Source organism: Bacillus mesophilus (genome assembly GCF_011008845.1).
Taxonomy (GTDB): Bacteria; Bacillota; Bacilli; order Bacillales; family SA4; genus Bacillus_BS; species Bacillus_BS mesophilus.
Window position 1 is genome coordinate 934,343 of the sequence record NZ_JAAIWM010000001.1, and the last position, 22,984, is coordinate 957,326.

Genomic DNA, 22,984 nt, shown 5'->3' on the forward strand with positions numbered 1-22,984 from the left:
GTGGTGATCACCAAATTGACCACCACTCTTTTTCTCTTACCCCCTTGGTACTCCTACTTTACGAAAGTAGAATCAATCATTCGAAATTAAATCTTTAAAGAATCCTTTATCTTCATAACCAAGAAAGTCCACACCTAAATGAGTCAATCCTGCAAATGCAAGGCCCCAAATGACGATGCTCATCACCATCCAAATTGAGGTACTTTTCTTTGTACCACCCAATGTAAGACACATAAAAGCGGTTAGATGACTGCCCACAATTAAAGGCCCGATTATGGCTAATCCAGGTAATCCATATCTTTTCCAGATTTTTTGTGCACGGATCGCTTTTTTACTCGATTCTTTCTCTGCTTCGTCTCCCTTTCTTTTCCTTCTCCATTCTCTAATTTTGTTCATAAAAAGAATTAATAGCAATACCGTTAAGATGTTACCGAACAATGCTATTAAGATAACAGGTATTTGTGGTAACCCAGCAATAATGGCTAATGCTATCACTCCATACCCTTCAAAAAAAGGAAGGGCAGCTAAAACAAACACGACTCCATACGCCCAAGCCAATTCCAACATATTCATATAAAAACTCCCCCTTAAATTGAGTATCTTCACTTTACCCAATCATTCCATCTCTATTGTCATATGAATAACCAAACCAGAAAAATGAACTTTAACTCAGTACATTAACACGTCCAGCAAGAACTGTTCATCGTCCCGACACTTGAATGGGGTCCGTAATTCGTCCAACTCTTTTCCCTTGCATACATCTACCACTATGGCTTGTACTGGAAGCTGATCATTCTCCAGTTTAGCTTTTCCAGCTGTACTGATTTGGAACGTTCTGCTATCTGCTACAGCATAGTCAATTCTTTGTCCATCTGTACTAAAATGATAATAATCGTACTCTTTTTTCTCCAGCATTTCACTTGTAATGAGGTCAAAATTGCCTAATACTAGCTCTGCATCTGTAAAGATATAGTCTTTCAGGTATTCCTCATCCTTCACCTTATATCGAACTACCTCAAGACTTTTCCGATCATCTGCCAGATCAATTATATAGTTAATCTGCCCTTGATGCGTTTGCTCTACAAGCCCTATTCCAAGACTCTCATACGTCCCGTCCTGATGAATGGTCATATCAAGGCCTCGGAGTTCCAGGCTATAGCCCTCCATGTCTAAGTAATCCCTTAGATTCTCCACTTCCTCTACCAAACTTCCACTATAAAAATTGGTATCTAGTAAATCAATATGATGGGTGCGCTCATAAACCATCTTCTCAATTTGAGGAATAAAGATTCCAAGTATAAAAAGCACCAGACCAACGGAGACTGCAATATATTTCGTATCAGCATTAACCTTGGGCTTTCGAACAAACAATAGAAATACCATGAATCCCAAAGGTAGCTTTAGCCCGTTTAAATCGAACATAAACGCTCCAAGCAACGTAAATACAAATAACTTAACAAGTAGGAAGGATTCCTTCTCCTTTGATTTTCGAAAAAGCACCAGCACCACGATGATGGTAAGAATGAACAAAATCAATTGTGTCGTAGTATTCATTACAGTCTCCTACTCCCAGCCTTTTTTCTAATTATTTCAAAGTCTATAGCCTATAACAACCCTATTTTCCTAGTTAACAAATATATATATGAATCATTAAAATGTATTAAAATTCCAAATTAATACATTTTAACGAAAATCTTGAATATATAAATAAAAAATGAGCGTTGACTAGGGAGTTGGGGAATTTGGTTGAAACATATTTTCCTATATTATTTAACCTTTTACGCGGGCTTGATAAGGCAATGACCTCAGAATTAACGGATTCAGCTAACAGTGTGGGGTTAACAGTAACTGAGTTGAATTTTATTTGGATCATTTTTAGTGAAGGTGAACCAACCGTTTCAAGGATTTCAGAGTTAACGTTATTGGATGAATCTACCGTTACCCAGGTCCTAACACGTTTAAAGAAAAAAAAGTTTGTGACTAGCTTTAAAAAGCCAGATGATACCCGTTTTTCCTATATTAAATTAACCGATATAGGTGAAGAAAAAAGGAAACTTTTAATGTTAAATAACGAATTTACATTTTTAGCGTATTTGCAAAAAGAATTGGAGTCCCCTGAAGGTAAAGAGAACATCAAAGCATCAATCGAATTTCTGAAGAAAGTAAATCTACGCTATAACGGAGAAGAATTTGTCAGTTGGGTATACAGTCTACCTGAAAAAATCAAAAAGGACTTAACTGAGTTATAGTTCATAACAAAAATACAAAACAATCCTTATAGGAAATCAAACTCGACCCTGTTCCTAGCTTGAAAATTACTCAAAATGAAAGCTCCATGCCCTTTTTTGGAACATCTTTAATATAAAGACTATATACTGTTATTACAATTCAGAGGATGAATTGTACGACATGATAACACCGTTTCTTTTCTCCTCAAGATACGGGAACTAGCGATTACCCTTGGAAAAGGTAGTCGCTTTTTTATATTTTTCTCAAAGATGAAACGTACATTCTTCGAGCTAAACACTTGCACATTTCTTTTGGAAAATTTTCAGGGTCCCGCTCTCATAGGGTTTGCATTTTAGGGGGAATATAGGAGTACTGAAAGAGAATGAGTTTGGCTAATAAGAAACAAAATTAATATGAAGTCGGAGGTCATAATGTGAGCCTGGAAAACATTCGTTTAACAAGTGCAGAGCTTTCAGATACATATAACACCTACATAAATGATAGTGTGTCTTTCTGTTTGTTTTCGCACTTTCTTGAAGTGGCTGAAGACACTGAGGTGATTCCACTTATTGAGGAGGTTCTTACTAGTTCTAAAACCCATATTGAACAGTTGGAAGACCTATTTACTAAGGAAGGAATCGCCATCCCTGTCGGATTTCCTATTGAAGAACATTTAAGACCCAATACACCAAGACTGTTCCATGATACATTTGTATTAGAGGTAATCATGCACCTATCAAAATTCGGGATAGCCTCCTATGGTGCCGCTGTTTCCATGTCTGCTAGAGCAGATATTAGAAAAATGTTTATCGACTATACAAACCAGGCCATGCAGCTTCATGATAAGGCAAAAGAATTAATGCAAAGTAAAGGTATACTCATTCGTCCTCCTTACATTACGTACATGAAGAAAATTGAAATCGTGCAAAAACAATCTTTCATAGCTGGATTCTTTGGCAAAAGGAAAAGCCTTTTAGCAGTTGAGATCTCCCACCTCTTTACAAGTGCTGTTAACAATGAAATAGGAAAATCCCTTTTAATAGGATTTGCTCAAACTGCGCAGGACCCTGAAATACGTGAATATTTCTCACATGGCATCAAGATGTCTAAGAGCATCTTGAGTGACATTCATGAAACATTTACAGAAAGTGATCTCCCTTATTCTATGACCTGGGATGCCAACGTTACCGATTCAACCGAAGCCGTCTTTTCTGACCGATTTATGATGATGCTTGTAAATACAATCTCTGCTCTAGGGATTAGTATGTATGGCGCTGCCTTGGGAGCTTCTATGAGAAAGGACTTACTACTTCTATATGGAAGCTTTATCTCCAAAGCCGGAACCTTCGCAGAGGATGGAGTCAACTTATTAATAGAAAAAGGGTGGCTCGAACAACCACCCCAATCAGAAGACCGGGATGACTTAATAACTAAGAGTGAGAAGTGATGAATGGGACAGAGGGATAGGAGTAACTTTTAAGTTGTTTGTTTTGGAATTTTGGAAGCATCGTTTTTCGATACTTAGCTTCAGAATGAATAAAAAACGAGCATTTACAAAAGATAGTACTATCCTTCCTACAGTGGTGAGAACATTGCAAAAAAAACTCTTATTTTTATTTTTAGGTATTGCCTTTATTTTACTACCATTTGCATTTAAGAGAGAACGATTAAAAGAGTGGCTTCTCGTATTTTTTCTAAAGGGATACGTATCAAGTTTCATTGGAAAATTAGTTGTTAAAAACAAACATATCAGTTATCCAATTCGCTTTATGCCTAAATATTTCAACTCTAGTATTTTATTTGAATATTTACTATTCCCCTTACTATGTGTATTTTATAATCGCACTTCCTTACAATCTAAACCTGTATCCATTATCTTACAATCATTACTTTATAGTACGCCCATGACTATAATTGAGGTTTTATTAGAAAGGTACACAGACCTTATAAAATACAAGAGAAAATGGAATTGGGTCATTACGTATGTCACTTTAGTCATTACATTTTTAGCAGTCCGTATGTTTATGTATGTCACCAGAAAATTGAATATTGAGATAGAGAGCAAGAAAGTTATGCATCAGTAAAATAACTTCTTGCTCTTCTTTTATTATTACTCTGGCGAAACTCTATTTTTTATAATTATAATCTTTGTTGTACAGTATCTTCTAACACGAATTCTAATCATCCTAGAAACTGCCTGATTGGTATTCGTGTAACATTGGGTTTGTGGCTTCATTTTATTGGTTGAATTTATTCTTAGAGATATAAGGTTTGATCGACTCAAGAACGACCCTTGATAATATTTTTACGATAAATACTAAAAATAAAGAATGATACCATTTATATCCTCTCTTAAATCTTAATGAATTAGTCTTTCTCTCAAGTAATATTTCATAAGCACCTTGAGGGATTCCCCATAAAAACAGCTTTTTAATCATAGTTGGGAGTTTATCGTTATAAGTGGATTGACAATACCATATAGACAGATATGGACAAATAAGGACATCATAAACAATATTTATTTTAAGTATTTTAGGCATAAATCTAATTGGATATGTAACTTTATTTGTCTTCACTAAATAAGAATTAAACAATACATTAACAAATCCGTTCCATATAAAGAATGGAATCCAGAGCTTATATGATGGATGTTTGAATAATGTTGGAAAAGATAGGATACTACTTACAATTCCCGCCCTATATATGAATTTTTCAAGCAATGTAAGGCACCTCCTACTATTCTAAGATGTCCAATTTTACTATTTATATATAATTGGAACGCTATTAAGGTTTCTATAGCTCAGCATTGAAGAATATCATCTTTTTTCTATTGGTATATGGACTGGAATATCAAATAACCACAACCAAAATATTGTAATTGGAATACTAAATAGTAGTGTTAAAAGTGGTTTTTTATAATGAAGACGGAGAAAGGGAAACATCAGACAATCAAAAATAGCACTCCACATTAATGACCATCCAAATTTATAAATAATGCTACCTTGTAGTCGTAGAATATACTCTACTCCAACGTATAGTCCAATCCAAAACAAATAATGACGAAGAACTCTAAAGGTGCCCTGATTTTCAGGATATCGAGATAAAAACATTAGTGAAGTAAATGGAAACACAATAAACGTGTACGCCATTTCTAATATCGAATGATTAAACCATTTTATATCAGGAGAGAGTCTCCATAGCCAATGAGATGCACATAAAAAATTATATGTTAAATTGCCGAGTGCAATATATTGCATCGTTGGATAGAACTCCCACCATTTCTTATAGTCCTTTCTTACCCAAACGGCTATGATGCTAATAAGTGTAAGAATGATATGCATCCCAAAACGTCCCTTAGTAGTTTTTTCTTATTCCTAGCTAAAAACAATTAAGATTAAAAACACTCATTAACAAAACAAGCGTTCCTGCTTCTTACAGAAACGGTCTCGTTTTCTGATGTACAATTTTCATCTACTACTTTTCTAATTAACCACGCTCACTCTTAATCAATCACTTCATCTTTTATTTACGATTCTCCACTTGAGGTGGCTCTTCCATCCAACCGTTTTTGATCATGATTTTCGCACCCTTATGGGCATATTCAAAAATATCTTTCATGAAGATTCCCATTTTTGCGGACAAGTCATTTCGTAAACTAAAAGCAGTACCGAGTGAATTACTTCCCATAGAAAAGCTACAAAAAAGGCTTGTACAATACATCATTAACTTATCGGAAAATGGAGCTACTGTTGAATCAGTTGCATTTCCTCCTGGCGTTTGTGGAATGGATAAATCTACTTCAATCATCACTTCGCTTAATTCTTTTATTATGCCTTTAGCAAGTTCTGCACCCTCATTAAAAAATTTCTTTACCTCCGCATCATTTGCACACTGCCCAAAACCTAAAATCATTTGTGTTCCTGTCAGGTTTGATTCAATCGCTTTATGAAGATGAGCGACCTCTACCAAATTCAAGGTTCTTTTTTGACTAAATGGATTTATGGCTAGTCCACCAAGATAGCTATTGTCTTTAACAAACTTTACTGATTTTGGCATTGATACGTAAGGACTTCTAACAAGTAACCCCTGTTCAAATAAATATTGGGACGAAATCCTGAAATACTTTTGAGTATGAGCTGTTAGTTCTTCAAAAAGAATATTTATATCTTCTCGAAACGTCATGGTTAAATTTAATGAATGTAATCTACCATCACAAGATGTGAATAAGGATGTCCCAAAGCTGTATGATCACGGTTATGATATTATGTTTGTTCGCCTTTTAAAACAAATCAGTATGGGATGGTATAACAACACCTTCCTCTTCATAGATCTGAACCTATTTTACCAACATAAAAAGTAAGGTCATCATATAAGTTAGTCATTATATCTTTGGCTTTTTCATCTTCTGCTTTCGCTATAAAATACTCTAACATTCGCAGAATCATTGTTTTCTCTTGATAAGTAAGCCATAACGTTCCTAATTCTGAAGGTGTAATGGATGCTTTTTCTGGCATAACATATCCTCCCTATGATCATTGGTTTTAGGTTTTGTAATGTATGGAAGGTTTATACCAGTTGTTACTGTTTTAAAGTCGATTTCCTCAATCCCACACACATTAAAAAAACGACCAGCTAGAGCTGATCACAATTTAGGAAGTTCATTTGAGACATTCGTAAGTTAAGGAAACCACTGTGACAGGGACAGAGTGCCTGTCCCTAGTCCCAATTCAAGTTCCTTAGGAAAACTAATACGCATGACTTTTCTCCTACACATAGTACCTGTACTGTGCATTAATTACTTTGTTTTTCATTTCTTTATCCTTCAGTCAAACGCCTTTTTACTAATTTATTGATCACATATGTCAGTACATGTGCTGTTATTCGAATCGGAAAAACAATTGTCCCATATGAACCTTTTACTCTCAAGATTTTATACTTGATTAGAATAAAATCCGATATCACTGTCATTCCAAATGGTAACAATTTTATCCAGTTATTTCTTTGGGTTACACAAAGTGTAGTAAAAGCTGTTTTAACAACTAAGTACACCTTCACAAAAGAATAGTGGTGATACCAAGGATTAAATGTAACTAACTTAGGTTGATACCTAAACTTTTTGCTCAATGAAAGTAAGAATAACAAACACATATAAATCACGTGACTAGAATGATAAACAGTCAAATTCAGTAAGTTTTTGTTTTCTTTTTTCAGCCCCTTATACCAAGCGTCGCTAATAAAAAAGTAAAGAAATATAAAAATCCCAGTATATGATGTTTTCCACCATTTATTTCTGTAGACCTTTACCTTTACAAAAAATCGTTCAATTAAAACAAAGTAAAGAGTGAAAAGTAATTTTATTTTCCATCCTAACTGAAAAACGGATATAAAAATACCAGCAGAAGGAACAAATAGACCTTGAGAAAGTATAGATCCCAACGAATTGTCTTGTTCTTTTTCTCGCAACATCTTCGTTCTATATTTATATGCTTTCGAGATATAGAGTGGGTATTCAAAATGAAAAGCTAACCCAATAATTGATAAAAATGTAAAGAAGATTGTTTTTTTATTTGATTTTCTGTAGAAAGTAAAAAACAACAGAATGCTGTGAATGAAAACAAGACCCATATAATAATATCTGTTTTGATTCTTCTTCACCAATAGTTTTCCCCTTATTAAAATCGAATATAATATACTATCCTTATCTTAACAGGGAAAAAATATGTGATTATTTACTTAACGAAGCATCTGTTGAATGTAAACAACAGGGACAGAGTGCCTGTCCCTCTGTCCCAACTATAAAACTTCACTTTCTATTGTATCTACAATCCAATTTTCTCCATCATAACGTAAGGTGTAGATCATATTTCTGTGGCCTAGTCTTTCTGTATTTCGTTCTTGAATAACCTTAACTTCTCTTTCGTTCTGCTCTTCTACCTTATAAGGGCTTTCGGTGTCTAACCAAGTAATTCCATCCTTTGGAATTACATATAATCCTTCATCTGTTTCTTCAAAATAATTTTCGGCAAACCATTTACTAAATCCAAGTGACATAAATGAACGAACATAATCAACCAACTCTTGCTTGGATTCTATATTTGGGATTTTATGTTGAGCACTTGCGCTTTCAAATATAGAATCAATCGTTTCCGTAGCTTCATTCATTACCTCAATTACATCAAGTTCTGGAACAGTATCTTCCATCTTTTGATTTTCATTACTATAATCAACCACTACAATTTCTGAACCAATCGTTAAACTATTAGGGTCAATTTCTGGATTTAATTCAAATAAATCGTCTACTGATACACCATCATAGACTGCTGCAATTTCTGATAGTGTATTGCCTGGTTGTATAACGTGTGTAACCTGATCTTCTGTTGGAATGGTTATTTCTGCTTCAACAGGAATGGTGAACGGCTCATATTCATTTGCTTCTATCATATCTTCTACCAAAACATCTTTATAACCTTGGGCAATTCCCCAATACGTGTCACCTGGCTCTACCGTTACTGTTTTGGATGCTGATACGTTGACAGCCCCAAACACTAGTCCAAATCCTAGAGCTGGTACTAATAACTTTGTGGCTTTCTTCATGTCAATCTCCTCCTTAAATTTAGTAACCTATTAATCACTTTCCACGTTAAAAACTTTTAAAACATACCCTTACTATAAGATCAGTAGAAATGGATAAAATCCGTCGTCGTTTCCTCCACAACATGGATAGAACAACCTCTTTTTAGAGATAAGTTCCATAGTGTTTTATACGTAAATGAGTTTTTTTCGAACATAATCGCTGACAGCTCATTTAGCTATAATTTGTATAAATAAAAAATTCCGTAAGAAACTAATAACCAACTAACCCCAAACGTTTAATCTTTCGAATCTAAGAGGAGTTCAATGAATCATGAAAAATAAAATAATTATTTCTAACAAAAGTGAAATTCATATGGAAGTTCATCAGAAGGACTTCTTTTCCGATTGGAAAGAAATGCTGAGGAGCTATGAGGCAGAAGGCTATTTCAACCACCTTTCTAATCAATCTGAGAAAGTCTTTATTAACTCACCCGAACCGATTGGAATGACATCATTGGTAGAAACGGATGAGAATTCAGAAATCGTCTATGCTAAGCGGAAAGATAGAAGTCTATATACGAGGTTTGTTAAAAATAGAAAAGGCAGCATAACCAGTTCCTTTGTTGTCATCCTTAACAGATCTAGACATAACGAAAGTGATTACTTTTTCGTCACGATGTTTCCAGGCATTGGGGCATATAGAGAACCTGAAGATCCTCACATCTCAACAAAAGAAGAACTCAAACAGTCCTTGTATTTTTGGGGAACTCACGCGTTGGTGTTTGATGAAAGTACAATCGATACCCAGACCATTACCCCGATATGTCCATATGATGATTTATTTGATGAACTTTCATTGGGTCATTTAGAAGATGATGATTTAGAAGGTGAACATTTTTCATATTAGAATCCTATGTTATTTTTAACAATTGAGGTGATCATTCTTATATGCCTATGCTCAATATAGACGGAACTACTATAAATTTTACAGTTAAGGGTGAAGGTATTCCCCTTGTGTTTATTCATCCGCCTACCCTAACATCTGTTAACTTCCAGTACCAACTTGAAGAGTTATCTCAATACTTTAAAGTCATTACTTTCGATATTAGAGGTCACGGAAAAAGTTCATATTCAAGTACACCCATTACCTATCAGCTTATTGTTGAAGATATCAAGCGAATACTGGATCATCTTGAAATTGATAAAGCCTTTGTATGTGGTTATTCTACTGGAGGTTCTATTGTTTTGGAATTCTTATTAACCTCTCATCATCGTGCTTTTGGTGGGGTGATTATTAGTGGAATGTCTGAAGTAAGAGATAACTATCTTAAAAATAAGATTTCGTTAGGAGTTAAACTCGCTAAAGCAGGTTTAGTACCCGTTCTAGCCCTGGGTATTTCAAAGAGCAACTCTACTAATTTTAAGTTATTCAAAAAGATGTTTACTGATGCCAAACAAGGCGATTCTAGAAACATTGAACAATACTACGCTTGTAGCTTGCATTATAATTGCACCAATCGTCTAAAAAATATAAATCTGCCAACCATCTTAATCTATGGTAAAAAGGATGAGCCGTTTCACCCATATGCCAAGATCTTACATGAACAATTACCGAATAATGAATTGAAATTTATTGAAAATGTAGACCATCGGGTACCAACAAAAGCAGCAAATGAATTACATACATTAATACGTCAATTTGTGAACAAACACCATCATGTCCGATCGTTTTAAATGGATGTTCGGCTATTACAAACTTTTCAAAAGATGATTCCCCTCTTTATGAATTGGGATTGTATTAAATAAGAGGAGGTTTGATTGAAATGAATCCATATTACAAATTTGCAGGAATGGTAATCACATCTACCATACTGATGTTTCTATTTAAATATTGGAGTACCTATGAAATTGGACATATATTTTTTAGTGAAAGTCGTTTATATATGGCTCTCTTAATGGGTGCTACTATGACTTTCGTTATGTTACTGTTTATGATGCATATGCTTAAAAACCGTAAAGTAAATATAGGTATCGCAACGGCTAGTGTCATTTTGTTCTCGATCTCGTTGTTCTTACTCCGTAGCCAGATTCTTGTGGATGATACCGATTATATGGAAGCCATGATTCCTCATCATTCGATTGCCATTTTGACAAGTGAACGGGCAACCATCACAGATCCACGAGTTCGAAACCTTGCTGATAATATAATTGAAACACAAAAGAAGGAAATTACAGAAATGAAGGAATTGATTGAAGACCTAGAGGATGATAAGTAGCTTGTTCGTAAGATACGAACAAGCTACTTAAAATATTTAAGAAAAATATAATTTTAGTATTATATGGTAAGGTACTGAAACTAAATCACTATGTCATGTCCTAATTAATAATGTCCCTGTCATCTTGGAAACGTACCAGGTTACTAGTAATTTCCTCGATCATCTTTGTCGGTTCATCTGCCCTAAATACAACTTTACTTACATTCTTCTTGATTCCGTAAGATGCTTTCATTTCAATAGGTTCTCTTAAGGTTATTTCATACTGCGGGGAATCAATCTGTAATAAGGAGTAGTAGGTATCCTTCGGTGCTTTTACCCCTAAATCAAGCTCCTTGGCTTTAGTAATATGTTCAATATTGTCGATTTCTACCTCAATACTACCTTGAAACCCTAACCGGATGATTAATTTTCCATCTCTAATGACATGTGGTAAATACTTCACCGAATGATATAAACCGATTAGATACAAAAAGCCATATACATTTAATACAGTAAAAATCCATGCTATTACCTCATTCCATCGTTGTATCAGATAATGGAATAATACACCCTCTCCTACTATTAATATTGAAAACACAATGACAATGGTTTTTATTTGTGAAGATTTATAATAGGTAAATGTTTTGCCTACTTCTACCTTAGGTTTTTTAAACCACACAAATATGGAATAATAGAACACATTAAGTTCTGTTAGTACAAGTTCTAATAATCGGTTTTTTCCTATTTTTGGTTCAAGTGCACCTCTCATCATCTCAATAAATTCAAGGTCCTGATGATCGGTATTTTTTCTAGAAGAGTTTATACTTTTCACAATCGAATAAACAATGAAACTCGCAATAACAATTTCTAATGTGATGACTATCCAAATAAGATCTTTAAAGTATGTTCTTCCTATAAAAAGTAAAAGTAATAGAATGAATAATATGGTGAATTTTTTTATAATGAACACATCTAATAGTAAGATACTTCCATTTTATCAGATTGTAGTTTGCTGGGATTGTTTTTTTATCATAGAAAAAGACCTGTTTCCAGGTATTGAATACTTAGGCATTTCTAACTGATATAATTAATTTACACAGAAACATCTTCACTAATTTCCTAATTTAATTAAAAACTGAGGCACGCTTTCTTAATAATGCAATTAATCGTTCTGAGCTAAGCAGCATTCCGATAATAAAGATAACGATAAAAAACGGGAAGATTCCTATTGTTGTATGGGATGCAATCAAGCCAAGAGTAGGTGGGATAAAGGTACCACCTGTATAAGCTACAGCCATTTGATAGCCCATAATCGTCTGGGAGTGCGTTTTACCAAAACGAGCTGGTGTTTCATGTAACATAGATGGATAAATGGGTGCAAATCCAAATCCGACCATGATAAAGCCTACAAGAGAAACCGTAGTTGGCAATGGTAGGATCAGGAGTGCGGCACCCACTAGTGCTATGATTTGTCCTAATCGAATGAGCATCGTGTTACTCATTTTAAACGTAACAAAACCAGTTAAGAATCTACCAATCGTTAGGCCTCCCCAGTAGAATGAAACCCACTGTGCCGCTGTTGCTGCTGATAATTCCTTTACATTCACGAGATAGCTACTTCCCCATAGTCCCACTGTTGTCTCGACCCCGCAATAAAACAGGAACGTCAACAGGGATAGCTTCACACCTTTAATATGCAAAGGTTTTGTATGTTCACGAGAAGGTTCATCATCGAGCGTTTCCGTATTTTCAGATAGACCACCCTCTCTGTTGTTCGAAGCATTATTCCACAATGGTAAGGAAATTAAAAGGATCGCTGCTAATATGAACTGAATGATAGCGATTGTAAGATAACCGTTTCTCCAGGCACCATCTCCTAACATAAACCCAGCCATGATGATAACAGGACCCAAGGTAGCTCCTACACCCCAGAAACTATGTAACCAGCTCATATGGTGTGCTTTATAATGGTTCGCAACATAATTGTTTAATGCGGTATCGACAGCTCCAGCACCAAATCCAAGAAGGATCGACCATACCCCCATCCAAATGATCGATGGAGCAACATACATACCTAGTAAAGCACTAGCCGTCAGTAAGCCACTAAAAAACGTGACCTTCCCCGTTCCAAATCGTTTTATTACTTTTCCACTAACAATACTTGAAACAATGGTGCCTCCTGCGATGGTCATAAAAAGGATTCCAGCTGTCTCTAGCGGTACACCAAAATCCTTTTGCATCAGGGGCCAAGCTGCTCCTAATAGTGAATCTGGTAATCCTAGACTTATAAATGCTAAATAAATGATTAGTAAAAGTAATAGTGTCATGTTAATGTGTTTTCTCCTAGGTGTCTTTTGACTTCTTTTTTCTAATAGGTAAAATGAATACTTACTATATTAGTTTATTTAGTATTCCAGGTCTAGAACAAAGCTAGCAGAAACGAAGTTCCGCTAGCTTTGTTCTAGACGTATTTAATTCAGTTTTGTTCCCTCTTTACTATAGATTTCTATTTTGTAAGAGTCCCCTTTCAGGCTATCCTTCATCTCATCTGATTCTAGCATTTCAGTTATTCTTTTTTCTAATTCAAGGCTATAGTTCTTGCTATCTAGTTCTGAAGAAGACACAGATGATTGAATGATTAGGGTTGGAGATGGATCAAGCGTGTATCCAACGCTTTTCACCTTAAATTGTTCATTTTTCATTTGCTCGGACAATGGTGAGACAATTTCAACGGCCCATCGATTGTCTTGCTGCATTTTCGCTACGTCTATTTTTTTGACTTGGACACTATTTATTTCCGCATCATGTTCCTTTGCTACACCTAGTACAATCTCTTTTATTAAACCCTCTTGCATTTCTGTATGTGGGACCTCGACTTGAATAAATTCCTTACCATTCCCGTCTGTATTCACATAGAGGGATATTATATTGAAGTGTTGGTTTTTCAACTCTAGGATCATCTCATCCGTTAATTCTTGATGAGGTTCTGCGAATGCCTGAACCGTTACATCATAATCACTATGTCCTTCTACACTTAGGGCTTCTTTTACCGTATGAATCACATCACTCTTCACTTCTTTGAGATAATCGTCTGAACCGGAAATAACAACTAACACATCATTTTCAAAAGCTCTTACATTAATTCCTTTTAGGTCAATTCCCTTTTCTAGTAGAGGAGCAGCCAATTTTTCTTCCATGCTTGGATGTGTGAACATAGTGTTTAGATAGGGAATTTTTTCTATGACACTCGCAACAGTTGGTGAAACATTTGCTGATAAGAAGAACACGGTTAATAGGAATCCGGGAATTGCCACAGCCAAAGCCACCGGTTTAAACTTCCACCCTTTTACAGGATCTTTTTCACTTAACATTCTTTTCTTAATCTTCATTTCAAGTGAACGATCAAATTCGATTTCAGATAAAACGGTCGTTGTCATGCTTTGTTTAAGATTTTTCAATTTATTTTCCATACGATTCACCGTCCTTTTCATACATTTCTTTAAGTAAGTTACGACCTCTATGAAGCCTGCTTTTAACTGTATTAGGATTAATTCTTAGTAAATCACTGAGTTCATCGATGGTGTATTCTTCAAAATAATAAAGAAAGATGACTTCACGATATTTGACTGGAAGAGAGAGCACTTTCAAAGATAAACTTCTATCTTCAAATTTATCCATCATTTCCTGTTCCGGATCTCGACCTGGTGAAATATGGTGATCAAACAAATATTCGTTCATTTTTTTACCTCGATAACTCCACGACCTCATGACGTCTTTACAGCGGTTTCCGGTAATCCGGTAAAGCCACGTTTTTATACTAGAGTCACCTCTAAACTTATGTATGTTCTTATAGCAATTAACAAAGACATCCTGTGTAATATCTTCAGCTAAGGTTCGATCCTTTACGTAACTATAGGCGAGCCAGAGTATGTTTTGACCATATTCTTTTATAATATAATCTATTGTAAATTCTTCTTTCTCAAAGTGATCAAGAACATCTTCTTGTAAAAATCTTTCCATCTTATCGCCTCCTTCCTACAAATACAGACGACCGTTTTTCAAAATGGTTCCCAAAACTTTTATAAAAATTTTAGTAAAAGACCAAAAAGGAGAGGATTCAGGTTTTATGTTTTTTTGACTAATCTAGTCAATTGCCTATTTATCTAGTAGACTTGTTCCCATACTCTTTGTTTATCCATATAGATACATGGATGAAAATTAAGGAGGCATTTTAACATGCATGATATGAGAATGATGCACCACTATTGGTCACAAATGCAAGAGGGAGCTGAACGGTGTTCTTGTGGGTACCAATATCCTACAATGAGCCCATCTATGATGAGTCCAGCAATGAATCCAAGTATCAACCCATCTATGATGAATCCAGTAATGAATCCAGGTATGAATCCATCTATGATGAATCCAGCAATGAATCCGGGTATGAACCCATCTATGATGAGTCCAGCAATGAATCCAGGTATGAATCCGGGTATGAACCCATCTATGATGAGTCCAGCAATGAATCCAGGTATGAACCCATCTATGATGAGTCCAGCAATGAATCCAGGTATGAATCCGGGTATGAGCCCATCTATGATGAGTCCAGCAATGAATCCGGGTATGAGCCCATCTATGATGAGTCCAGCAATGAATCCAGGTATGAGCCCATCTATGATGAATCCAGCAATGCATTCTGGATTTAACTTTCATTCAGAAATCAATCCGTCTGCACAAGTAAACCCGTATTTAAACGTTAGTCCTTATACACAAGTAAATCCTAAAACTCAAGTTCAAGTAAATCCTAAAACTCAAATAAATCCAAAGTTAAATAGCAATATTGAAGTAAATCCAGAAGCGTATTTAAATTTTGACCCAGATTTCAATTTAAATATCGGAAATCAATGGCGTTAATGAATCAACGGTCCTACTCTTTTTGAGTGGGACTTTTTCCTGTTTTACATACCTCAGCATAACTTGTGGTCTTCTTCGTTTCATGATGTGAGCTCTGTGAAAACCACAAAACGACGAAGGCAAAATTAAAGGGCACGAACCAATTCAATATTGGATTCGTGCCCTTCTTTATTTGTGTCTACCTCTTAGCGATAGTTCCAAAACGGTTCAGCACTTTCTACTACAAAGCCGAAAGTGGTGTCATGGGGTTCCCCAGAAACCATGGTTCCGCTAGCTTTATTCTAGGATAGTCCATAAGAACCATCCCCTTGGAACATTCACACCTAATTTCACTTTCTATTTAGATTAACTCTGTTTAGAAGCATGTCTCTCCATAAACGCTTCAAAGGCATACTTTACCTCTTTTGCAAAGGAGTCGTCATCCCCCTCAGGCTTAAGGATTCCATAATTCATCATGCTTTGTTTGGTAGAACCGTAAAGCTCTTGATAGTTATCAAAGTCTACTTCAATTGTAAATTGAACTTCCATTCCCTCCTGATTTGTAATGGAAGCGATGTGATTTCTCAATGATGGTTCAATAATATCAATAGTCCACCCTTTATCATGGCATTCAGATAAAAATGCTTCATAAATTTCTACAAATTGTTTACTATTCATTTTGTCCCCTTTCTTCGTGTAAGAAGTAAGTGCTGTAAATAAACAACTTCTAAAATTTATGCTTATGTTCATAAAAATTCTTAGGTTATATATATGTACTAGCTTTAGATTTATGAATTTATAACCATCTAAAAAGCCTCTGGCGGTCAAAAGTCAGCGGTTAGAAGTGTCCCTTTAGCCTTAAGGCTTAGAACAAATAAAAAAGATCCAATCAACTAATTGTAATTTTATCTTAAATTAAATATAGAGTTTGTGAGGTTCCTTATTTAAAAAAGCGAACAAGGTTAGCATTACACGACATAAATAAAAATATATGGAGGTATAGTTATGTGGGTAATATTTAGTGTTATTGCAATAATAACAACTTTTATAAATCTTTATTTGTATAAAGCTGAAAAGGATTATAAGCTCGCTATGGCGATGGCATTATCATTTACAGCACTAACAATTTGTGCAGATTACAGTTATCTAACTCTGTGGGTACAAGCGGAAGATTGGGCGGCTTTATCGGATGTAATACCTGGTATGGCAAGGGCATTTTGGTTTTTGACAATTTTTTCTATCTTACTAAATATAGCACCTATTTTTTTAGAACGAAGACGTAATAAATAATGACTTATTGTGTAAGTCTTTGTGTATAACTACGGAGGCTTTACTTGAATAAGATAAAAATAAAGAACGAACGCTTGGATATGAAAAAACATCTAGCGTTCTATTGCTTATTCTACTGCTAATTATCGTGCTCATTTCACTGTGATTTGGTATGCTATTTTACCTGTTTACATTGGCAACGACGAATGCAAAATAAAAGGGCACGAACCCAATATTGAATTGGTTCGTGCCCTTCTTTATTTGTGTCTACCATTAGCATCAGTTCAATAATGTTGAGAAAAACCCCGAGGACAGGGACTTTGTCCCATGCCTATTTCATTATGTACCGTTATAAGAGAATTTTTACTAAGTTAAATAAGATAGAAGAGTCTACTTTTTGGGCTGATCAAGTGCTTGGTAAGCTGCCTGATACTTTCCTCCATCCGCAACTTCTGAATGGTACAAGGCCTTGATGGCATTGTTTTTTTCAAGACCATGCTCAGCCTTCAGTTCTTTAAAGCGTGTGTGCAGTTCTTTATTTTCCTTAATTAGTTGTTGCATTTGCGATTTTAAATACTTCAAAATATTTATCTCCTTTTTGAATCTCTGATTTTAGACTAGTTTTCACGAGAAATAACCTGTTTAAAAAGCTCCCTAAATTTCTCTCGATCTTCTGCGGTAAAAGGCTTTGGTCCCTTTGTTCGCTGTCCGCCTTTTCTAGCCATTGCACTTAAATAACGTGTTTGTAATAATTGGTCAATATTTTCATTTGAATATCTAAATCCTTTATGATGGAGGACAATCATTCCTTTTGCTAAACCTAGTGACGCCAGGCCATAATCTTGCGTCACGATCATATCTCCTTTTTCCACTAACTTCACAATCCTGTAATCTGCAGCTTCTGCTCCAGAATCAACATAAATCGTTTTCACTCCTGGTGGCTGTTCGGCATTAGAAAAATGAGAAAAACTTGTAACCAGGATCACCGGAATTTCAAACTTGCTTGCTTCAGAAATAATAATATCTTTCACCGGACAAGCATCTGCATCCACATAGATTTTCATCTTTCCCCTCCTGTTAAGAAGTTTGACTTACTATACTATTAAATTTAATCTTTTTCAACTAGCTCATTTCTAAAACTTGTTTCTTTTTGTACCTCTACTCTTAATTATTGGCAACTTGATTTTTGTTCTTACTCGAATTTTGTCAAAAAAAGCCTCACTCTCTGCATATAGGAGTAAAGGCTTAAATAGAATACTATACTCAATTTTTCTTTTCGATATTACTCAATCCACTGCACAACTTCTTCCATCACTCGACGCGTTTTCGGACGCGCCGGATCCTCTTGGCGATATCCGAAAGCAACCATGGCGGATACGGCAAGCTTGCCATTTTCAAGAAGTCCCTCATCCTCCAAAAGCTCATTTACTTTTTCATAGCTAAAGCCTTCAATTGGACAAGAGTCAATGCCGGCAAATAAAACAGGTGCTTTCCTTGTTTCCTCCATTTAGAATCGAGATGTCATCAATAGAAAAAGTTAAGCTTTACAAGTAAAAAAGCCTATACCTCTTAATTTCTTCCAAGGAATAAGCTTATGGTCTTCTGCAATGAAGTTGATTATAATATTATATTGAATAGTTTTCTTGTACTGCGTAGCAAAAGCATTTTTAAAATGACATATCCGTGTAAACCAAATCTTTTCGTTACACAAAGAGACCAATTAAAAGATATATCATTTTATTTTACCTTAGCCACTCCTAGTGCAAAGTGATGCCATAAAATAGTTTCAACTAACTCTGATTGCGCCTCGTCACACTCAACAATCAAAACAACTTCTGACTGTTTTCCTTTTAAGGCTCTTTTTTTCTTTTTCATCACTAACTCTGTATAAAGGCGAATAGCAAAACCTAACATAAATCCAATAAAAGCCCCAATTAATCCCCAGTAGATGGGACCCCATGCCAATTTAAACCCAATACTTGCTCCAATAACAGAAAAAGCTGTTCCAAAAACCATTCCAATATCAATAAATGACGTACCATCTGAACGATGAATGGAATCAAACATCTTACGCTCTTCCGTTCGATTATCCAATGGGACTGCAAAGATGTCTTCTTTTTTGATTCCCTTTTTCTCAAGCGTAGTTATCGCTATTTCTAAAAATGCATTATTTTCAAATGTTGAAATCAGCTGCATGTCATCACTTCACTTTTTGTCCTTTTACAATTCTAAAAGAAATTGACTGATAATTTTCTTTTAAATATTTTCTTTGCTCTTTTTCATAAAGCTTATTATTTTCTACTGTATTGATGTATGAATCAAATACAGAAAACCCATAAAGCGAAGGGAAGAAGAGAAGCCATTCAGGCTTCAAAACAGATGTAGCTTCTTGCACCTTTCCTAAAAACAAAAGCGAAATAGCTTCAAGACCATGAGAAAAATACGAGAACACGACAACCCAAATAATGACAAAAAATGCTGTTATGATTCTATGTATATAAAGCTGTCCAAGCCCAGGTACAAACAAAGACCAGACAACAGCCATAATGGGAATTCTCTTATCTAAATAATTTATCTCTAGTGCGCCTATACTAAATGAATTAAATTGATGCTCTTCGCGCTCCGCTAACAAATAGACTTTATTCATATCAACGGTTGTTCGATAACTATCCCAGATCCCAAATAAGTAAACAGGAATATAAATGAGAAGCCACCTAGTATCTAATATATCTTTAGCCATTTGAATCTCACCTTGAAATGAATAAACCATCGCTAAGTTGACGTTTGCTTTTAGATTCACGATTACTTCCCAAATAAAAAGTACAAAACCACGTAAATATTTTGAAAGAAGCAAGTGTCCGAAACCCGGAAATGCTGCACTCCACCATGCAATGATATATGGATTTCGCAAATGAATTTGAGTTGTACCCAAAATACTAACATGAGCTTTATAACGTCTTGCGGTGTTGTTATTAGTATAATTGTTCATAGGAAGTCACCTTAAGAATTACAATATTTAACTATTATCATTCCACCAAACTTCTATATATATTCGCTTCTTCAACTGAGCTGCTATTACGTTCTTTTTGCAAAGTACCTATAAAAATAAAGTTTATTACTGCGCAGTAAGAGTCTAATACGAAAAGACGATCACTAAGTAGGCAATCGTCCTTTAGATGGATATTTTGTAACCAGTATATTTATACTGTGCTACAAATAAAGCTCTGAGCCTATGAACTTCCAATCCATTGTATGTATTTATTTAAATGATTCACTCCATAGTCTTTCAATCTCTTTAAATAAATTCTCTTGAAAGGTTACTTTGTAAATGTCAGGCTTAGTAGTCTTGCTCAAAAAGTCGTGATTGTAGCTTGAGTCATAGTAGTTCAAAATGCTCGTGAAAATATAACCATGCGTACCAAGAACAATTCTTTTTCCTTCAAATTGTTTAAGAATATCCTCTAAAGCTGCACTGCCTCTTTTTTGTAGGTCACTTACGCTTTCTCCACCTTTATAGCTAAAGGTTGGATTTTCAAAAGCATATTTCACCGCTTCATCTGGATCATCAAACACGACATCCGCATCAGCTAACCAACCTTCTCGCAGTTGTTGATCAGTATGTACAGTTGTTTTAACATAATCAGCTATACCTTGAACAGTTTGAATTGCTCGAACATAGGAACTGCTATATACGATTTCAATGTCCTCATCTTTTAATAGGGTCATCACTCTTTCTGTATCTTTTCGTCCTTTATCTGATAACTCTCTCTTTTCTTCATTATGAATATCAAATTCTGAATGTGCGTGGCGTACAAAGTAGATAATCGTATCCATTTTTTATCCCCTTTATATTTCTATATATCAAAATAATATTCGACTAAGTTTTTTTAAATCCCTTTATTAGTATATTTTGCCTCGTTCACTGAAGTCCTCTGTTTTCATATCAATAAAGAATTTAACAGAAACAATATGAGTCTACTGGTACTGAAGAATTTAAAATGTTGTTACTGGAATAATGCGGTCTGGATTATACAACAGTTGCCTTCTCCTAGGTTTACTAAACGAAACAATACAAGATTCTGTTCGTGATAGTTGCTTCTTCATCACAGCAATCGAAATTGGAACTTCAAGGATTTGTTGGTTACGGAAGGTTATAATCGTAGATTGGAGTTGTGGTGTTAGATAGTGAATATGTTCATAGAAAATCCAGTTACAATTGTAGGATTCTGGAGAGATGGTTGGAAATGCATAGATATCTTCTAGAGGGTTAATGGGTATGGGTGGACATTGGTGAAACGATTTTAAGTGCCCTAATGCTTTCTTTCTTCCTTCTAACGAGGCACCACCTTCTAAGCAGGCGTGTTCAATGAGTTTAATGGGAGTTTCTTTACAATAGTATTCGCCTTGGAGATCGATAATTTTGGATCCAAATGTGGGATGGTATGCAGGTAAAACGGCGAGGGTGCTTGCGGATATTTCGTAGTGTTTTATTTCTAACAAATGTTATTCTCCTTTATATTACTTTTACTTGTTTCATAGAATGCTCAAAAAGGATTACTCTTCATCTGGAAAAACTCGCTTAGCCTCGGCTTCTGCTTCACGTACAAGCTCAGTCAGGTCAATTCCACAATCCAAAATAAGACGAACCATGGTTTGCCCACCTGGAAGGTTTTCGCCACGTTCAATATTTCCATAATTGTTCACGTGGATTCCAAGCTTTTCCGCAAAATCATCCTGAGTTTCAGCCATTTCTTGTCGCTGCTCACGAAGCTTTTGTCCTAATAACTTAGTAAATAATTGGTTCCTTTTTGACATCACTCTATCTCCTTTGAACCAATTATGAAAGGATAGCTAGGAGATTAGAACAATGTATACATTGGGTTTTGTAAAGATTACAGAAGTTAGAATTTTATCCCTTGCTGTAACTGTGTTTGCCAATAGAAAATGTTAGAGATTTGAAAGTAAAAAAGCCTATACCTCTTTATTTTTATCGAGGAATAAGCTTATGGTGCAGTGAAGCCAAATATAAATCATTTTCTAGTGAATAGTATATTTGAACTGTGAAGCGATGACACTTTTTTAGTCTTTTTCCTTAAAATAAATTCCCTTGTTAAAGAATGTTATTATTTCTTAAAGCCACTTGCTTGAAACGGTCCCTCTACTGTGACAATCCCTATATACCGTGCAATCTCTTGTGGAGTTTCCTTTAACTCATTTTGTAGCCATTGTTGTATGACACCTAAGTGAGCTGAAACTATATAAGAGAGCAAATACTCTCTAGGCACTTTCATGCGATCTTCATTTGCTTCTATTTCTTTTAAAAATACCTTCCCGATGTTTGTTTTAATATAATCCTTTAGCTTTATCTGAAAGGCCACATTTCCATTCGGTCCAAGGACTGCTTTCATAAAAGCCGCATTGTCTTTAATGTACTCCAGTAGCTTTACTGAAAACGCAAGCGGTTTCTGATTTTCACTAAATTTCCTTAAATCATCCACTTTAATATCCTTTGCAATGTCTTCAATTTCATGGAAAATTTCGTTTTCACATTTCTCTAGCAAATCAAACTTATCCTGATAATGTAAATAAAAGGTGCCACGATTTATATCTGCACTTGTTGTAATATCTCTGACTGTAATTGATTCAAACCCCTTTTCGTCTATTAAAACTGCTAGTGCCTCCCGAATCAATCTTTTCGTGCGAGCAATTCGACGGTCAACCTTTTGTTCTGACATTTTACACACCCACTTTTGAAATTTTTTTAGAGA

The 22,984-nt window shown here is 35.2% G+C and carries 29 protein-coding genes and 1 pseudogene; 8 read left to right on the forward strand and 22 right to left on the reverse strand.

Features of this window, described 5'->3' with window-relative positions:
- Positions 1-72 precede the first annotated feature (72 nt).
- Together G4D63_RS04825 and G4D63_RS04830 are read right to left on the reverse strand one after the other, a co-directional pair.
- Positions 73-573, reverse strand: a complete 501-nt coding sequence (locus tag G4D63_RS04825; RefSeq protein WP_163178196.1) for a small multi-drug export protein — start codon at positions 571-573, stop codon at positions 73-75.
- A gap of 96 nt (positions 574-669) precedes the next feature.
- Complete coding sequence (locus G4D63_RS04830; RefSeq protein ID WP_163178198.1) at positions 670-1,554, reverse strand: transporter permease; 885 nt, start codon at positions 1,552-1,554, stop codon at positions 670-672.
- Positions 1,555-1,742: 188 nt separating this feature from the next.
- Between G4D63_RS04830 and G4D63_RS04835 the strand changes: the two genes are divergently transcribed.
- From G4D63_RS04835 to G4D63_RS04845, 3 genes are all read left to right on the forward strand, one after another.
- Positions 1,743-2,249, forward strand: a complete 507-nt coding sequence (locus G4D63_RS04835; protein WP_163178200.1) for a MarR family winged helix-turn-helix transcriptional regulator — start codon at positions 1,743-1,745, stop codon at positions 2,247-2,249.
- A 413-nt stretch (positions 2,250-2,662) separates the two neighbouring features.
- Positions 2,663-3,676 (forward strand): DUF3231 family protein, encoded by a 1,014-nt coding sequence (locus G4D63_RS04840; protein WP_163178202.1) that lies wholly within the window; start codon positions 2,663-2,665, stop codon positions 3,674-3,676.
- 145 nt (positions 3,677-3,821) lie between these two features.
- On the forward strand, positions 3,822-4,313 hold the full coding sequence (locus G4D63_RS04845) for a CBO0543 family protein (RefSeq protein ID WP_163178204.1): 492 nt from the start codon (positions 3,822-3,824) through the stop codon (positions 4,311-4,313).
- A gap of 153 nt (positions 4,314-4,466) precedes the next feature.
- Here G4D63_RS04845 and G4D63_RS04850 read toward each other — a convergent pair whose 3' ends face one another.
- The 6 genes from G4D63_RS04850 to G4D63_RS04875 form a co-directional block, all read right to left on the reverse strand.
- Positions 4,467-4,949 carry a CBO0543 family protein gene (locus tag G4D63_RS04850; protein WP_163178206.1) on the reverse strand — a complete coding sequence of 161 codons (483 nt, stop codon included), beginning with the start codon at positions 4,947-4,949 and terminating at the stop codon, positions 4,467-4,469.
- A gap of 96 nt (positions 4,950-5,045) precedes the next feature.
- Entirely contained in the window at positions 5,046-5,570 is a 525-nt protein-coding gene (locus tag G4D63_RS04855; RefSeq protein WP_163178208.1) for a CBO0543 family protein, read from the reverse strand.
- Positions 5,571-5,751: 181 nt separating this feature from the next.
- Positions 5,752-6,285, reverse strand: a complete 534-nt coding sequence (locus G4D63_RS04860) for a DUF3231 family protein (RefSeq protein ID WP_239585862.1) — start codon at positions 6,283-6,285, stop codon at positions 5,752-5,754.
- A 266-nt stretch (positions 6,286-6,551) separates the two neighbouring features.
- The gene (locus G4D63_RS04865) at positions 6,552-6,743 is read right to left on the reverse strand and encodes a DUF3231 family protein (protein WP_239585863.1); all 192 of its coding nucleotides are present in this window, start codon (positions 6,741-6,743) and stop codon (positions 6,552-6,554) included.
- Positions 6,744-7,044: 301 nt separating this feature from the next.
- On the reverse strand, positions 7,045-7,884 hold the full coding sequence (locus G4D63_RS04870) for a hypothetical protein (protein WP_163178210.1): 840 nt from the start codon (positions 7,882-7,884) through the stop codon (positions 7,045-7,047).
- 138 nt (positions 7,885-8,022) lie between these two features.
- A complete protein-coding gene (locus tag G4D63_RS04875) occupies positions 8,023-8,823 on the reverse strand; it encodes a LysM peptidoglycan-binding domain-containing protein (protein ID WP_163178212.1) in 801 nt (266 codons plus the stop codon).
- 310 nt (positions 8,824-9,133) lie between these two features.
- Here G4D63_RS04875 and G4D63_RS04880 point away from each other — a divergent pair, with 310 nt between their 5' ends.
- From G4D63_RS04880 to G4D63_RS04890, 3 genes are all read left to right on the forward strand, one after another.
- A complete protein-coding gene (locus G4D63_RS04880; protein WP_163178214.1) occupies positions 9,134-9,709 on the forward strand; it encodes a hypothetical protein in 576 nt (191 codons plus the stop codon).
- Positions 9,710-9,750: 41 nt separating this feature from the next.
- Positions 9,751-10,536, forward strand: coding sequence for an alpha/beta fold hydrolase (locus tag G4D63_RS04885; protein WP_163178216.1), 786 nt, complete (start codon positions 9,751-9,753; stop codon positions 10,534-10,536).
- An 89-nt stretch (positions 10,537-10,625) separates the two neighbouring features.
- Complete coding sequence (locus G4D63_RS04890; protein WP_163178218.1) at positions 10,626-11,078, forward strand: DUF305 domain-containing protein; 453 nt, start codon at positions 10,626-10,628, stop codon at positions 11,076-11,078.
- A gap of 100 nt (positions 11,079-11,178) precedes the next feature.
- On the opposite strand, the gene G4D63_RS04895 is transcribed toward G4D63_RS04890, so the two are convergent.
- The 4 genes from G4D63_RS04895 to G4D63_RS04910 all read right to left on the reverse strand — a co-directional run bounded on the left by G4D63_RS04895 (position 11,179) and on the right by G4D63_RS04910 (position 15,077).
- The gene (locus G4D63_RS04895) at positions 11,179-11,889 is read right to left on the reverse strand and encodes a hypothetical protein (RefSeq protein WP_163178220.1); all 711 of its coding nucleotides are present in this window, start codon (positions 11,887-11,889) and stop codon (positions 11,179-11,181) included.
- 292 nt (positions 11,890-12,181) lie between these two features.
- Complete coding sequence (locus tag G4D63_RS04900; protein WP_163178222.1) at positions 12,182-13,384, reverse strand: MFS transporter; 1,203 nt, start codon at positions 13,382-13,384, stop codon at positions 12,182-12,184.
- 144 nt (positions 13,385-13,528) lie between these two features.
- Positions 13,529-14,527: a DUF4030 domain-containing protein gene (locus G4D63_RS04905; RefSeq protein WP_163178224.1), complete on the reverse strand. Its 999-nt coding sequence runs from the start codon at positions 14,525-14,527 to the stop codon at positions 13,529-13,531.
- A complete protein-coding gene (locus G4D63_RS04910) occupies positions 14,517-15,077 on the reverse strand; it encodes a sigma-70 family RNA polymerase sigma factor (protein ID WP_163178226.1) in 561 nt (186 codons plus the stop codon). Before G4D63_RS04910 ends, G4D63_RS04905 begins: the two co-directional genes overlap by 11 nt.
- 216 nt (positions 15,078-15,293) lie before the next feature.
- Between G4D63_RS04910 and G4D63_RS04915 the strand changes: the two genes are divergently transcribed.
- Positions 15,294-15,968, forward strand: a complete 675-nt coding sequence (locus G4D63_RS04915; protein ID WP_163178228.1) for a hypothetical protein — start codon at positions 15,294-15,296, stop codon at positions 15,966-15,968.
- Between the two features lie 345 nt (positions 15,969-16,313).
- On the opposite strand, the gene G4D63_RS04920 is transcribed toward G4D63_RS04915, so the two are convergent.
- Positions 16,314-16,625 carry a hypothetical protein gene (locus tag G4D63_RS04920; protein WP_163178230.1) on the reverse strand — a complete coding sequence of 104 codons (312 nt, stop codon included), beginning with the start codon at positions 16,623-16,625 and terminating at the stop codon, positions 16,314-16,316.
- Positions 16,626-16,952: 327 nt separating this feature from the next.
- Here G4D63_RS04920 and G4D63_RS04925 point away from each other — a divergent pair, with 327 nt between their 5' ends.
- Positions 16,953-17,237: a hypothetical protein gene (locus tag G4D63_RS04925; protein ID WP_163178232.1), complete on the forward strand. Its 285-nt coding sequence runs from the start codon at positions 16,953-16,955 to the stop codon at positions 17,235-17,237.
- 369 nt (positions 17,238-17,606) lie between these two features.
- On the opposite strand, the gene G4D63_RS04930 is transcribed toward G4D63_RS04925, so the two are convergent.
- From G4D63_RS04930 to G4D63_RS04970, 9 genes and pseudogenes are all read right to left on the reverse strand, one after another.
- Complete coding sequence (locus G4D63_RS04930; protein ID WP_163178234.1) at positions 17,607-17,798, reverse strand: hypothetical protein; 192 nt, start codon at positions 17,796-17,798, stop codon at positions 17,607-17,609.
- Positions 17,799-17,833: 35 nt separating this feature from the next.
- The gene (locus G4D63_RS04935; protein ID WP_163178236.1) at positions 17,834-18,280 is read right to left on the reverse strand and encodes a YaiI/YqxD family protein; all 447 of its coding nucleotides are present in this window, start codon (positions 18,278-18,280) and stop codon (positions 17,834-17,836) included.
- A gap of 218 nt (positions 18,281-18,498) precedes the next feature.
- Positions 18,499-18,687, reverse strand: a pseudogene (locus G4D63_RS04940) (NAD(P)H-dependent oxidoreductase); the annotation flags it as partial.
- Between the two features lie 266 nt (positions 18,688-18,953).
- On the reverse strand, positions 18,954-19,412 hold the full coding sequence (locus tag G4D63_RS04945) for a hypothetical protein (protein ID WP_163178240.1): 459 nt from the start codon (positions 19,410-19,412) through the stop codon (positions 18,954-18,956).
- Positions 19,413-19,416: 4 nt separating this feature from the next.
- Positions 19,417-20,205, reverse strand: a complete 789-nt coding sequence (locus tag G4D63_RS04950; RefSeq protein ID WP_163178242.1) for a hypothetical protein — start codon at positions 20,203-20,205, stop codon at positions 19,417-19,419.
- A gap of 269 nt (positions 20,206-20,474) precedes the next feature.
- On the reverse strand, positions 20,475-21,050 hold the full coding sequence (locus G4D63_RS04955; RefSeq protein WP_163178244.1) for a histidine phosphatase family protein: 576 nt from the start codon (positions 21,048-21,050) through the stop codon (positions 20,475-20,477).
- A 159-nt stretch (positions 21,051-21,209) separates the two neighbouring features.
- Entirely contained in the window at positions 21,210-21,716 is a 507-nt protein-coding gene (locus tag G4D63_RS04960) for a competence protein ComK (RefSeq protein WP_163178246.1), read from the reverse strand.
- Between the two features lie 54 nt (positions 21,717-21,770).
- A complete protein-coding gene (locus G4D63_RS04965; RefSeq protein ID WP_163178248.1) occupies positions 21,771-22,031 on the reverse strand; it encodes a helix-turn-helix domain-containing protein in 261 nt (86 codons plus the stop codon).
- Positions 22,032-22,339: 308 nt separating this feature from the next.
- Entirely contained in the window at positions 22,340-22,951 is a 612-nt protein-coding gene (locus tag G4D63_RS04970; RefSeq protein WP_163178250.1) for a TetR/AcrR family transcriptional regulator, read from the reverse strand.
- Positions 22,952-22,984: the final 33 nt, after the last annotated feature.

Bases quoted from the DNA above. Each gene is read 5' to 3' on its own strand.
- G4D63_RS04900 (WP_163178222.1), bottom strand. From the start codon at position 13,384: ATGACACTATTACTTTTACTAATCATTTATTTAGCATTTATAAGTCTA.
- G4D63_RS04885 (WP_163178216.1), top strand. From the start codon at position 9,751: ATGCCTATGCTCAATATAGACGGAACTACTATAAATTTTACAGTTAAG.
- G4D63_RS04955 (WP_163178244.1), bottom strand. From the start codon at position 21,050: ATGGATACGATTATCTACTTTGTACGCCACGCACATTCAGAATTTGAT.
- G4D63_RS04875 (WP_163178212.1), bottom strand. From the start codon at position 8,823: ATGAAGAAAGCCACAAAGTTATTAGTACCAGCTCTAGGATTTGGACTA.
- G4D63_RS04945 (WP_163178240.1), bottom strand. From the start codon at position 19,412: ATGCAGCTGATTTCAACATTTGAAAATAATGCATTTTTAGAAATAGCG.
- G4D63_RS04825 (WP_163178196.1), bottom strand. From the start codon at position 573: ATGAATATGTTGGAATTGGCTTGGGCGTATGGAGTCGTGTTTGTTTTA.
- G4D63_RS04890 (WP_163178218.1), top strand. From the start codon at position 10,626: ATGAATCCATATTACAAATTTGCAGGAATGGTAATCACATCTACCATA.
- G4D63_RS04950 (WP_163178242.1), bottom strand. From the start codon at position 20,205: ATGAACAATTATACTAATAACAACACCGCAAGACGTTATAAAGCTCAT.
- G4D63_RS04860 (WP_239585862.1), bottom strand. From the start codon at position 6,285: ATGCCAAAATCAGTAAAGTTTGTTAAAGACAATAGCTATCTTGGTGGA.
- G4D63_RS04830 (WP_163178198.1), bottom strand. From the start codon at position 1,554: ATGAATACTACGACACAATTGATTTTGTTCATTCTTACCATCATCGTG.
- G4D63_RS04935 (WP_163178236.1), bottom strand. From the start codon at position 18,280: ATGAAAATCTATGTGGATGCAGATGCTTGTCCGGTGAAAGATATTATT.
- G4D63_RS04910 (WP_163178226.1), bottom strand. From the start codon at position 15,077: ATGGAAAGATTTTTACAAGAAGATGTTCTTGATCACTTTGAGAAAGAA.
- G4D63_RS04855 (WP_163178208.1), bottom strand. From the start codon at position 5,570: ATGCATATCATTCTTACACTTATTAGCATCATAGCCGTTTGGGTAAGA.
- G4D63_RS04970 (WP_163178250.1), bottom strand. From the start codon at position 22,951: ATGTCAGAACAAAAGGTTGACCGTCGAATTGCTCGCACGAAAAGATTG.
- G4D63_RS04965 (WP_163178248.1), bottom strand. From the start codon at position 22,031: ATGTCAAAAAGGAACCAATTATTTACTAAGTTATTAGGACAAAAGCTT.
- G4D63_RS04880 (WP_163178214.1), top strand. From the start codon at position 9,134: ATGAAAAATAAAATAATTATTTCTAACAAAAGTGAAATTCATATGGAA.
- G4D63_RS04925 (WP_163178232.1), top strand. From the start codon at position 16,953: ATGTGGGTAATATTTAGTGTTATTGCAATAATAACAACTTTTATAAAT.
- G4D63_RS04865 (WP_239585863.1), bottom strand. From the start codon at position 6,743: ATGCCAGAAAAAGCATCCATTACACCTTCAGAATTAGGAACGTTATGG.
- G4D63_RS04920 (WP_163178230.1), bottom strand. From the start codon at position 16,625: ATGAATAGTAAACAATTTGTAGAAATTTATGAAGCATTTTTATCTGAA.
- G4D63_RS04905 (WP_163178224.1), bottom strand. From the start codon at position 14,527: ATGGAAAATAAATTGAAAAATCTTAAACAAAGCATGACAACGACCGTT.
- G4D63_RS04915 (WP_163178228.1), top strand. From the start codon at position 15,294: ATGCATGATATGAGAATGATGCACCACTATTGGTCACAAATGCAAGAG.